This is a genomic window from Pseudomonas sp. UBA7500 (genome assembly GCF_002478435.1).
In the GTDB taxonomy this organism is placed as follows: Bacteria; Pseudomonadota; Gammaproteobacteria; order Pseudomonadales; family Pseudomonadaceae; genus Aquipseudomonas; species Aquipseudomonas palmensis.
The window spans coordinates 30,950-42,590 of the sequence record NZ_DLNW01000049.1 but is presented as its reverse complement, the minus strand read 5'-3'; the positions used below and the strand labels follow the sequence as shown (position 1 = coordinate 42,590).

At 62.7% G+C, this 11,641-nt stretch carries 13 protein-coding genes and 1 pseudogene; all 14 read right to left on the bottom strand.

Features of this window, described 5'->3' with window-relative positions:
* Positions 1–2,899 (bottom strand): phage tail tip fiber protein (locus B4I46_RS21220; protein WP_286901733.1); only part of this gene is annotated, 2,899 nt, incomplete at its 3' end.
* Positions 2,896–3,294 (bottom strand): DUF6950 family protein, encoded by a 399-nt coding sequence (locus tag B4I46_RS21215; protein ID WP_286901732.1) that lies wholly within the window; start codon positions 3,292–3,294, stop codon positions 2,896–2,898. The genes B4I46_RS21220 and B4I46_RS21215, both read right to left, overlap by 4 nt.
* A gap of 3 nt (positions 3,295–3,297) precedes the next feature.
* Positions 3,298–3,897, bottom strand: a complete 600-nt coding sequence (locus B4I46_RS21210; RefSeq protein ID WP_104572171.1) for a hypothetical protein — start codon at positions 3,895–3,897, stop codon at positions 3,298–3,300.
* A complete protein-coding gene (locus B4I46_RS21205) occupies positions 3,897–4,481 on the bottom strand; it encodes a hypothetical protein (RefSeq protein ID WP_104572170.1) in 585 nt (194 codons plus the stop codon). The genes B4I46_RS21210 and B4I46_RS21205 overlap by 1 nt, the downstream gene beginning before the upstream one ends.
* Before the next feature lie 22 nt (positions 4,482–4,503).
* On the bottom strand, positions 4,504–7,563 hold the full coding sequence (locus tag B4I46_RS21200) for a phage tail tape measure protein (RefSeq protein ID WP_286901731.1): 3,060 nt from the start codon (positions 7,561–7,563) through the stop codon (positions 4,504–4,506).
* 556 nt (positions 7,564–8,119) lie between these two features.
* Positions 8,120–8,383, bottom strand: a complete 264-nt coding sequence (locus B4I46_RS21195; RefSeq protein ID WP_286901729.1) for a hypothetical protein — start codon at positions 8,381–8,383, stop codon at positions 8,120–8,122.
* Between the two features lie 32 nt (positions 8,384–8,415).
* Positions 8,416–8,763, bottom strand: coding sequence for a phage tail assembly chaperone family protein, TAC (locus B4I46_RS21190; protein ID WP_286901728.1), 348 nt, complete (start codon positions 8,761–8,763; stop codon positions 8,416–8,418).
* A complete protein-coding gene (locus B4I46_RS25750) occupies positions 8,760–9,026 on the bottom strand; it encodes a phage tail tube protein (RefSeq protein ID WP_276574060.1) in 267 nt (88 codons plus the stop codon). Before B4I46_RS25750 ends, B4I46_RS21190 begins: the two co-directional genes overlap by 4 nt.
* A gap of 123 nt (positions 9,027–9,149) precedes the next feature.
* Positions 9,150–9,488: pseudogene (locus tag B4I46_RS25745) on the bottom strand (phage tail tube protein); the annotation flags it as partial.
* A 65-nt stretch (positions 9,489–9,553) separates the two neighbouring features.
* Positions 9,554–9,922: a DUF3168 domain-containing protein gene (locus B4I46_RS21175; RefSeq protein ID WP_286901727.1), complete on the bottom strand. Its 369-nt coding sequence runs from the start codon at positions 9,920–9,922 to the stop codon at positions 9,554–9,556.
* A complete protein-coding gene (locus B4I46_RS21170; RefSeq protein ID WP_286901726.1) occupies positions 9,922–10,407 on the bottom strand; it encodes an HK97-gp10 family putative phage morphogenesis protein in 486 nt (161 codons plus the stop codon). The genes B4I46_RS21175 and B4I46_RS21170 overlap by 1 nt, the downstream gene beginning before the upstream one ends.
* On the bottom strand, positions 10,400–10,738 hold the full coding sequence (locus tag B4I46_RS21165; protein ID WP_286901725.1) for a phage head closure protein: 339 nt from the start codon (positions 10,736–10,738) through the stop codon (positions 10,400–10,402). The genes B4I46_RS21170 and B4I46_RS21165 overlap by 8 nt, the downstream gene beginning before the upstream one ends.
* Positions 10,738–11,214, bottom strand: a complete 477-nt coding sequence (locus B4I46_RS21160; RefSeq protein ID WP_286901724.1) for a head-tail connector protein — start codon at positions 11,212–11,214, stop codon at positions 10,738–10,740. Before B4I46_RS21160 ends, B4I46_RS21165 begins: the two co-directional genes overlap by 1 nt.
* 3 nt (positions 11,215–11,217) lie before the next feature.
* A complete protein-coding gene (locus B4I46_RS21155; RefSeq protein WP_286901722.1) occupies positions 11,218–11,607 on the bottom strand; it encodes a hypothetical protein in 390 nt (129 codons plus the stop codon).
* Positions 11,608–11,641 lie beyond the last annotated feature (34 nt).

The window sequence follows — 11,641 nt, the reverse complement described above, 5'->3', positions numbered from 1 at the left end:
CATCCCATACCCGGTACGAGCGATGTGTAATCATCGTTCTGCCCTGGCCAGCTACAGTGCCGTTGATTTCGAAAGTTCCGTCCTTGTTGAGCCGCCAGCCCTGCTGGCCTGGCACGTAGTTCGTCGAAGCGATGTAGCTGCCGATCTTCGCGTTCGTGATGGTTCCATCCTGGATAAACGCAGCTTCAATAAACGTCTGTCCATCCTGGATTGCGAAGAAAGACACGGGCGCCCCATTGATGTCGTTCACGACCGCGAACCTGTCGGCATTGACGATGAACTGGCTTTGCAGTCCAGCTGGTCCGTTCTCGATGCCAAGCCCGATCCCGGCGACGACATACTTTCCTTGCGAGTTGAGCTGCATCTTCACTGCCCACGTCGTCGACGCCCTGCCATCTGCGTCGACCTGCGCCTGGGCGACTGTCTGCACAGCCGTCGCCGTATCGGCCAGAGTTGCCTCAAGCGTTTCGGTTTTGCGCACGATCGCTTCGTCGCGAGACGCGCTTGCTCGCACCTCAACTCCGAAAGCTGCTGTCGCGTCCCACTGGTGCAGTGCGCCGGCCAGATCGCCTTCGGCATCGTCGTCGCGAGCCGACGCGCGCAGAGCCTGCAGGCTCTCGGCTGTCGCCGTGGTCTTTCCGTCGACCTCAGTGATCTTCGTCGTGTTGGCGGTGACTTGCTGGGCCAGGCCATTGGCCGTCTCGATCGACTGCCCCACGTCAAGCCAGAACGCAACGTTGGGTGGTGCATTGGCGCCGCTAGGGTCGGCTGGCACATCATGCACCGCTTGGTAAATCCGGCCGTCGACCACGACCATCTGACCTTCCTCGTAGGCCGTATCCTTGTCGTAGACCTTGAGTCCGTCAAGCGCATCGATCTGGTCCTGCAGGCCGTCGATCTTGTCGACGACTTCTTGGCCTAGCTGGCTCTCGCCGACCTTGCCGGTAAGAGCCTGCAGCATGGTGGTTACGTCGGTCGAGGTTGAGGCGATGACCTTGAGGAACCCGCTCACTCCATACGCGTTTCGAGCGCGGATGAAATAGAAGTAGTTGGTTGAGAAAGCAAGTGCCGTGTGGGTCATGCTGAACCCCTGCCCCAGGTACGCAGCCTGCTCAGCGGTCGCCAGCGGGTCCATGCTGAAGAAGTACTCGTAGGCTCCACCGTTCAGACCGTGCTGTACGTTGCTCGGGAACAGCGTGATCGTGTCGATCGTCGCCTGAACCGCGCACGCCTCGGGCACAGCCGGGCCGTTGATGTTGACCGTAATGCTGGCCTCACCCGAGCGCGTCAGCGGCCCCAGGGCGGCAACACTCATCGTGTAGCTGCCCGACGGTAGGCCGGCCAGTGCCAGCTGGGTCGCCGGCGCCGGCACCTGGTGCGCCTGTACGGCGCGAGCGCCCTGCCGGACAGTCACGGCATAGCCATTGACGATGCCAAACGGTGGCAGCCAGCTCAGCACGCCCTGTGAGACTTCGGCGGTTTCGTGGGTGCTCCAGGCCAGTCCGGTAGGTGAACCAAGCCCCCCGGTTGGCAGATTGATGAAGCCGATCGGATCGTAGGGCTTGCCCACGGCATCATCAAAAATCGCCGGTTCATACTGCGAGACAGTGACATTGCAGCCATCGTCCGGCGCCATGTTCCAGTCGGTCACGATGAACTCGCCGACGATGTTCAGCGAAGGCAGGTTCACCCTAACCACCCGTCCAGGCCGGCAGTTATAGCCGGCGAAGTTCATCGGGAGCTGCAGTGATCCGCCGGCGCGGGCGCGCCGAAGCTTGATGTTCGCCAGGCGCTGGGCCTGGTAGGCATCACTCACATAGCCCAGCGAGATCGATTCGGGCGCCTCTCCGCCATCCTCAACCACCCACTGCTGTACACGCACCTCCGGGAAGTCCGTCTCGGCCCAAGCTTGCGAAGGATCGATGAAGGTGCCCGTGACGATGTTGATTGCAGCGTCATTGGTCACCTCGGTCGAACCCGAGACCGTGCCGATGACCATGTCCTCGGTAATCTCGAAGTCTGCAGGGCCGTAGTAGGCCCCGGCCTGCAGCATCCACTTGCCGCCCACACGGATCAGCTGGCCGGCACACGACTCCTCCAGCTTCTGGATCACCTGGGTACGCTGCTCGTCCGCGCCGATCACGCAGCCTGTGCGGTAGCGGGTGCCCAGCCTGCCATCAGCGTTGACCACCGCTTCGTCGCAGACGTTTGCAGCGCTGGCGAAGGTCTCGAAGATGATCTCGTCATCCGGCACCTTGCAGCGCTCACGCAGGTACCAGAGCAGGTGCAGCGCAGTGTTGTCGCTGTATCGCGCAATGCCGGTGCGCGGGTCGTACAGGTCGTTCCGCCCGCGTACGACAAAGCGCGCATCAGGAATGCCGGACGGGAATTTTTCGGGATCGTGCTTCAGCGATACGCGGACAAAGGACAGGCCTCGGCCGATCTGCGAGTCTCTCCAGTCCGGGCAGTTATCCTTGAGAAAGGCATTGACCTGGGTCGGATTGACTATCAGCTCGTAAGAGGCGTTCGCGCCGTAGGTGGAGATATCCTCCTCGCCCAAGTAGACAGCCTCCAGCGCATCAATGGCGCCTTCGCTCAACACGTAGACGAGGTGAATCCATTCGCCGCTGCTCTGACTTCCCGCCTGCTCCTGAGCCCATACCAGCACACCACCAGTGCTGACCCGGCCCAGAATGAACCGTGCGGGCGCCTTGGACGAACGAACGGTCTGTGCGGACGGCTCACTGCTCGTGCCGCCCGCCTTAAGTGCAGCGCCCTGCTGAGAGCCAACAAACAGACCCACCGCGCCGCCGATCAGCGCAAAGCCAATGCCGCCGGTAACGAAGCCCAGCGCGGCACCGGCCGCGACGAGGGCGACTTTCTTGACTGCCTTGCTCATTCAACCCTCCAGACAGCAAGGGGGTCGCAAGCAATGCGCCCCACCCCATCCTCGGCCACCGACCAGAACTCGCCCGCCCAAAACACAGCCACGCCCCGGCCGTTCTCGCCGTCGTACATCGCCACATCACCGCGCTGGATGAACGCGGGATCGATGCGCTGAAAGCACGCATCCCAGGCAGCGTCGAGCGAGCCGTGCAGCTTCTTGAGCAAACGCTTGGCGCCGGTCTCGGTGCGGTATCTGCCGCGGTACTGGGCGGCCGGGTCGACCCCGCAAACAGCAATCGCGCAGTCGGCAGCAAACAGGCAGCAGTCAAATTCGCCCCATGAAAAAGGCCGCTCGGAGGCGGCCTTGATGGTGTTGGCAAGTTGTGTTGTCCAGTCTCGATTGCGCATGGGCTACTCGTACTTGAATGAGGGTGCGTCCTTCTTGGCGCCCCAGTAGATTGGCCAGTCCGCCATCTGCGCGACGGCGAAGAAGAAGCGGTCGTCCTGGTACCGGGCCCGGTGGTTTTCGTCGGTCCAGCGCTCGGTGCCGGTGCGGCTCCACTCAGCCATCCGGTCGATGATCGGCACCTTGATTGCGTTGCCGTCACTGCCGTTCCCTGCGTATGAGAACTGTGCGGCATCCATCCGGCCGCTGAAGAGAATGTCGGCTGCATACCCACCGGCCTGGTCGATCACGACGAACATGAGCTTGGCATTGCGCCCACGGCAGCCTTTCAGGCTGGTCTCCGTGATGATCGTGGTGTCCAGGCCGTTGAGGGTGAGGTCGACGCTCATCGGCGAACCCGAGCTGCTGCTCTCCTGCGCCTCGCCGACTTCGCCAAACGAGCCGACGCCCTGGTAGGTGATGCCGTCGAGCACCAAGTCACCGGTACCGGTGTGGGCGAAGACCATGCCGTCAGGGAAATCCAGCTGGCAGGCATACACCGCCATGAAGTTGCCTTGGGCGATGATGTCCACCACCCGCTGGCTGAAAGGGAATGCCCCTGCCATCAGAAAGCCTCCCGAAAATCGAGCGTGCCGTTGGCCACTAGGGGCCGCACGCTCAGTGCGTGGGTATCGGAGGTCCTGCGCATCTCGGCGTAGGGTGCCCGGTATTCAACCGCGGCGCCGGCCGCGATCGTCTTGCGAATCCGCTTGTTGAGGTTCACCAGTACCTGGCCATTGGCGCCAGAAACAGCGTCATCGATGACCTCGAACATCTCGCCGGCGATCGTGATGTAGTCACCCATGGAGAACACCTGCTTGTTCGCCGTGACGCCGCCCAGGCGCATGAAGGAGGCCTGGGCGGTGGCGGTGACGACGACCGGCGTGCCGATGAAGTCGGTGCGGGTACGGGTGAACGCCGGGAGGTTGAAGGTGCCGAACATGCCTTGCAGTCGCCCGATAAAGGCCGTCAGAAGGCGCTCCTCATCGCGGGAGAGCGCCGAGAACGTCAACTGGCACTGCCAGTAGGCCCCCGGGTATCCAACGATCTGCTGAGCGTTGGAGAGCGACGACGTGAATGCACGGTTGTTGTAGACGACCCCCCACGTCATTTCATTCGGGCACAGGCCATCCGGCCATGCGATTGCCATGTACTTTTCTCCTGGTGGTCGATCAGCCTTTGCGCAGTTGCTGCCGCGCCGGTCCGTTGCTGCGGAAGTCCTTCAGGACCATCTGGTACCCGGCCTGGGCTCCCTGCTTGGCCGCCTCCTGAATCCGGGCAAGCGTGGCCTCATCAGCAGACCCCTGAACTGATATGTGCTGCTGGATCGGCGGCATGGCGCTCCACTGGCCCTGGCCGCCGTTGGCCTGAATGTCGCTCAGGGTTCGGTCCAGCTTGGCGCTGGTGCCGGCCGTGGTGACTCGCTCGCCCTTCTGCAACAGCCAGGTGCCTTCTCGCGGAATACTGTCGATGCCGTCGTGCGCCATACCCACCAGCGACAGGCTGCTGGCCAGCGCGGTGGTGCTGGTGAGTGCTGCAGATGCAGGTGCGGCGTTCGCGCCGAACGATGCCAGCGAGGCCATGGCCGCCGCCGGCGCGTAGGCCGCGGCCATCGACGTGCCGGTGACAGCTGCCACCGCAGCCGAGGAAGCGGCGGCCGTGTCGCCGATCGCGGCGTTGACCGCCATCTGCAGGCCGATCTTCACCAGCATGTGCAGCAGGTCGTTCGCGATGCCCTCGGCAAAGGCGCTGAAGTTGAACTTGCCGGTCTTCACGAAGTTGACCAGTTCGTCTTCCAGGCTGCCCAGGGCATTGCTGGTGACGCTGTACATCTGCGACGACATGTCCTTGGCATTGTCCGAATAGTCCTGCCAGGCCGCGCGCGCGCCATCCGCCCAGTTGGATTCGGCAGCGTCGAGCTGGCTGTAGTAGTCCAGTTGGATGGCCAGGCGCTCGGTCAGTGCCTCCTCGAGCAGCGCTGTCTCCTTGTCGTAGCGAGACTTGGCATCTGGATCGCCGAGCAGGTCGGCCTCCTTGAACTGCTTGTACAGCTCGCTGCGCTGCTTCGCGAAGTCCTGCTCGATGGCCAGGTTCTCGCGCAGGCGGGAACGGAATTTCTCCCCCTGCCCAGCGCCGGCGATCTCAAGCTCGAAGCCCTGGCGCACGATGGTGTTGCTGTCCTTCAGGTTCGCCGCGTAGGTCGCGAGCTTGAGGTCTTCCTGGTTCTGCTTCTGCAGCTTGACCTTGGCATCGAGCTCGGCGGCCAGGTCCTGCAGCACCCTCTTGCGCTCGACGCTGACACCCTTCAGCTTGCCGGTCTCCAGCTCGAACGCGAGCTTGGCCACCTCGGTAGCCTTGCCCTGCTTGCCGGTGGTCTCGTCGATCAGAGCGATCTGCCGGCGGTAGCCCTCCTCGGCATCGATGCCGCGCTTCTTCAGGGCGTCGGCAGCGGCCTTGGATTTGGACTTTGCATCCTCCTCGGCCTTCTGGGTCGCTGCTGCGGCTTTGATTGCGGCATCGGCGCGCCGCTGACCAGCCACCAGAAGGTCACCCTCGCCTGCCTTCAGACCCTCGACCAGACCAGCCTTGACGCGAGCTTCGAGTTTGTCGGCCTCCGTCCGCTTGCCAGCCAGTAAGATCTGCTCTTCGATCTTCTTGGCCATCTCGGTGTAGACCGTAGACCGCTCAGGCACGGTGCTTGCGTTGGTTGCTGCTGCCGCGCTATTGGCATTGAACTCATCGGTGAGCCGCTTTACCAGGGTGGCCGCATACGATGCCTTCTCACCCGCATCCGCCACAGCGCCCGACTGCGCAACCCAAGCCTGCAGAGCTTCGGGCTTCAGCCGGAAGCGGCGAGACAGGTCATCGATTACAAGCGAAAGCGGCTGCCCAGCGGCATACGCCTCATCGAACTCCTGCCTGATGCGCGGAAACAGAGAGCTGCCGAGGTCACGGTTAACCCGCTTCATCAGCGTGCTGTATGCATCCGCCTGGTCTTTGGTTGCCTGCTCGAAATCTGCTGTGTACTCGGCGAGCTGCGCAGCCTTTTGGTCACGACCAAGCGCCCTGAACTTCTCGGCGAGTTCATCAAGAGGTTTACCGACGTCAATGAGGGATTGCCGAGCATCGTCCGTTTTTGTTGCGAAGTAAGTGAGCGCAGCGCCTGCGGCGATGATGATGCCCGCAGGCCCGCCGAGAAGTGCCATTGCGGCCGAAGCCGCCCTGGCCGCAACGCCAACCGCAGTGATTCCTGCTGCAGCCACCGTGGACACGCCGGCCATTCTCGCCAGGGTTGCCTGGTATCGTGCAGCCTCCACCTGCGCCGCGAGAAAAGAAACCGCCGTACTTGCTGCCGCTGCCGCAAGACGGACCGTCAGCACTCCCGCCAGAACCACCGCCGCCTTCGCTGTGACTTCAATTGCGGTCTTCGCTGCCGGCGAAGAGAGGGCATCATTGAGCGCGTTAACCGCATCCTTCGCTCCGCCAAGACTTCCTTCACCTGTCAAAAGTCCTGAGATTGTATTCTGCAGCGCGTCAAGCGCGCCGCCAAACGTATCTCTTGCAGCGGCGGCTGCCCCCGAGTAGGACTCCTCGAGAGCATCCAGGATGATCCCCTGAGCACCGGCCACATTCCCGGTCGACTCCATCGCCAGAGCCATCTTTTTCTGCTCGTCGGTGAAGCGGAAGCCCTGCTTGCTAAGTGCAGTGAGGCCTTTGGATGGAACATCCAGCGCCCTGCCGATAGTTTCGGCAGCAGACGTGACCGTCACTCCGGTTCTGGCTGCCATATCGGCCGCAGACTGCAAGGCCCGATTGAACTGGTTTTCTACCACGCCAGTGAAGGCCAGCAGGGCAGTTTGGGCCTGGTTGATGTCGCCGCCAGAAAATGTGGTCGCCCGCTCCATAGCGGCAGCCATTCCATTGAGCTGATCTCGGTTGAATCCCGCTGACTCACCAGTCGACCGAAGGACAGCACTGAGCTGCGCTTGCTCACGCTCGGCGTTCCTCGTTTCCGAGACAAAGCGCCCGAAGATGCTCGCTACTGACAGGCCTGCTACGACACCCGCCGCAACCTCGCCCAGCGCGCTCCAGGCGAACTTTGCCTGATTGGCCGCGTCCGCCATTTCCTTCGAGGATCTTTTCGCCGCTCTTGCCGCTTGATCGACAGGGCCAGTGAACCCACCGATTCGCGCAATCAGATCGAGAGTGAGGGTACCCAGTGATCCTGCCATGTTTTCTCCAGGCAATAAAAAACCCGCCGAGGCGGGTTTGTTGTTTGGTGCTATCTACATAGCGAGGTCCACAGACCGGAAAAATCAGGTGACCCGTCATCAAAAACCAGTGAGGCGGACTCGTGCGTGTAAACAAACCGCTTAGCTCCGGCGTATCCACCAAACGAGTTTTTTGCGTTCACTGTGCCGCAAGCGACGTTCTTCCCTTCCGCAACTGAGTATCTTTTGGTCAATCCAAAGTCAGCACTGCTAGGATCTTTTAGGCTTGCCCTGACCGCAGAGAAAGCCCTAGATATCACAGCGGAATCGCTCACCATCGCGGTGCCTGGCTTTTCCTCGCGCCCCCCAAAAATCCAGTACCCGAAGATGAAAACAACTGCGACCAGAAGGCCGGATAGCAGGATGGGGCGGAGATCTCTTGCGGGGCACATACAGCTCGGGCAGGCCTTGTCGGATGATGGGTAGACCGCTGAGCACTTCCTGCACTTCAATGTCGACATCGCTCTCTCTCCCAGAGAAACGTGCGAATCTACCACTACTCTACACAGGCCCCAAATCAGACCCAGTTGTCCATCGCCTCCTCCAGCGTCTCGACCCTTGGGTCCATGTGCGGAGCAAAGTCCTGGGCATACAGCCGAGGGGCGTCCTTGCCGGTCTTGGCGTTGAAGTACATCGCCTGGAACTGGGCCAGCGTGGCCTCGAGGCGCATGCCAGGGTGGAGCGACCCGCGCTTCTGGCGGAACCTCACCCAGACCAGGAACTCGGGATAGGTCATGTTCTCCTGCGCCTCGGCAATGGTGCGGCCGCCTATCCCATTCATCACCAGCTCGCACCATAGTTCGTCGATCGGCTCTAGCGCTTCTTCTTTCCCGGGGCGGCGCCGTTCTGCACTTCACCAATGGCGATCAGCAGCAGGTTGGTCAGATCGGGATCGAGAGCCCCCTTCTCCGGATCGGCCTCGCCGGTGATGTCGTTCACGGTGAGCACCGGCTTGCCCTCGGCATCGCAGATGCTGGAAGCGATGCGGCAGGCCAGTGGGTCGGCGCCGCGGTGCGCGGCAATGTCGCCCACGGCCGTCTGGTAGGACAGCGGGCGCACGTAGCAAGTGAACCTGCTGCCGGCCCACTCGATCTCCTTGGCCACCGGGCGGGCCGTGAAGGCCTTGGCCTTCTTCAGGTTTGCAATGCTCAGCTCGGTCATGCGGTCACCTTACGAATCCAGGCGGAGCCGCCCGAACGCTGGATCGCGACGGTGGACGCCACCACGGCGTTCAGCGCGAAGTTGAACGGGAAGTCGGCAACGTAGCCGGAGAAGGTGAACCAGGTGCGCGACGGCGGCAGAACGAAGTCAGATTCCTCGCTGATCTCTGCTGCTGCAGCTGCCCCGGTCCCAGTGCCGCCTGCGAAGGTGATGTTCGGCGCACTGGTGTAACCGCTGCCTGGGTTGGTGATGTTGATGCTCACCACCTCACCATCATCAACTACGGCTGTTGCCGTCGCACCGGTACCACCACCACCGCTGATACTGACGGTCGGCGCGCTGGTGTAGCCGCTGCCGGCATTGGTCACAGCGATCACCGCCAGGCTGCCGGCCGAAACGGCGGTTGGGGCTGCAGTGCCGTCCGCCCAGCCCACGGCCCAGTGCACCGTGGTGTCGCCATCGGCTTCGGACATCTGGTGCAGGCGGATGTGGCTCGGGTTGTTCGGGTCGGCGTTCAGGCCCAACGAGGCCTGGCCAGGGGTGCGCAGGCCTTTCTTGTAACTGCGCTCCTTGGCCACCAGGCAGGTGTCCTCGATCTGCTCCGCCGGCGCGCCGCCGGGTTCGAAGCTGGTGGCGCACTCCACCTCCATGACGGTGCGGGGCCCGGTACCGGACACCGGCGGCACCAGGGCGTAGATCTGGGTTCCTTGCGTGAGGATCGACATGTCGTTCTCCAAATGTCGGGCATAAAAAAGCCCGCACAAGGCGGGCGGGGTTTTACGGGTGCAGGTCAGCGCTTGAGAATCCAGGCAGCATCAAAGCCTGCCCGACAGCTCTCGGTCGTAGGGTCGCGCGACTCGGCGCCCCACCGGGTGATATAGGCGTGGAGCTCGATGGCGTCGCGGATCGCATCACGCACCTGGCGGGCGACATCCCCTGTTTTCGCGTACACGTCGACTTGCAGGGTGAGGCCGTCAACGTCTGGGCGACCGACCAAGTAGTTCTCTGGCGAGCCAGTGACCACCTGCCAGACCGCGTAGGGCTTGGCGACCCCCTCGGGCGCCTCGCCAAACGAGTAAAGCCGAGTGTCCAGGCCGGCGCCCAGCAGCGCGCTGACAGCCGCGTCTGCAGAGCAGAGATCGAAGATCGGTGCACGCATCAGGCAGATACCCCATTCCTGAGTGCCCGCCTGATCGCACGATCAACGGACTTCTCGTATTCAGTGATGAAAGTGTTGGTCGCCTCGCTGATACTGTCGGCCAGCGCCGGGCGCATGAACGGCACTGCCGCCATGTTCTCGGTACCGAACTCCAGCAGACGCCAGTGCGGCGTCGGTGCATTCTGGCTCAGGTCGCCGCCGCTCTTTAGCACGGCGCCGTGCAGCACGCCGATGCGAAAGCCGAGGTCGCCGGTAGATCGGAACAAGCGGCCATTCCAGCGCAGCGCGATGTTGTCCGAGATTGCCCGGCCAGTTTCCTTGTCGTCGATCCGCTCCGCGCCTTCCTTGGCCTTGGCCATGATGACCTGGGCAGCCTTGCGCAGCGCCGCCCTACCGCCCTTGCGCTTCACGTCGTAGTTGACGGCCTCCAGCTTGCCCAGCAGGCTATCCAGCCCGATCAGGCTGAATTCGACTGTGTCAGCCATCCTTCACCCCCTTCGAGGTCAGAATGGTCAGGTAGTCCAGCCCAGAGTCAGGGTCGGCAAGTGGCGGCCCGACGATGCTGTAGATCTCGTCGCGGTAAATGATGCGCATGGTCGGCAGTACGCCAGGCCGGTACCGAATGACCATCCGGCTGGTTGCCTCTGCCTGGCCGGCCTTGGCGGCAATGAAATCCCGTGCGGACAGATCCTCTACGCTCGCTGGGCATCTGCGCCAGCGCGTCACCCAGTCAGGCTCGCCGAACTCACCGTTGGGCTTGCGTACCGGCACCAGCTCCTGGATATCGATGCGGTGCCGCAACCGGCCGGCGCGCATTACACACCCATCCGGATACGGTAAGGCATCAGCAGGTGCTGGGACGCCAGCGGCAGCTCGGTTGCAATAGTGCCGGTGACCACCTCCTCGCGGTTGGCGAACAGGTGACCGAGCTTCAGCAGGCAAGCAGACTGGATGGCGGCGTTGATCACCATGCCGTAGGCGATGGCGTCGGCCTGGTCGTAGGCGTCAGCCAGCGCTTTGCGGGCGTACTCGAGCAGACGACAACGGGCGACGTGGTCCTGCTCGGCCTCGGCTGCAGCGACCCCCTCAGTGTTGGCCTCGCGCGCTGCCTGCATGTGTGCCGGCAATGCTGCTTTGGCCGCGTCGAGCGCCACCTGGTCCAGGTAGAAGCGGCGATTCAGAAACTGCATCGCCGCCTCCTCCGCCGCATCAAGATAGGCCTGCACCAGCGCCTGGTCTTCCGGCTCGGCCAGCAGGTGGTGCATGGCCAGGTCGATTGGAATAACAGACATGTTTTACTCCTGCGCCGGTTTGGCCTCGGCAGCCAGGCGATCCAGTTCCTTCTGGGCGTCAGCCTTGTTGCCCAAGAAATCGCCGACCTGCTTATCGTCTTCGCCGACGATGATCCACTTGCCATGTCCTTCCTGCTTGAGGACGAGAGGACCGACTGCACCAGACGCGGCAAGCGGCTGGGTCAGAACGCTCAGGCTGGTGGAAGTCAGCACGCCCGCGCCAACTGCATCTTCCTGCGAGATGGTCACCACCACCTCGCGTTCCGAGTCGTCCAGTTCGGCATAGCCCTTCTGGATCAACTGGCGCCCGTGCTGCTCGATGGTCTCAAAGGGCGTGCCTTCCACCAGCGTTTGGCCGCCAAGATACAGAGGTTTCAGGGTTTTCAGTTTCATGAATGCCTCCAGGGGCCGCCGCTCGGGCGGCCCT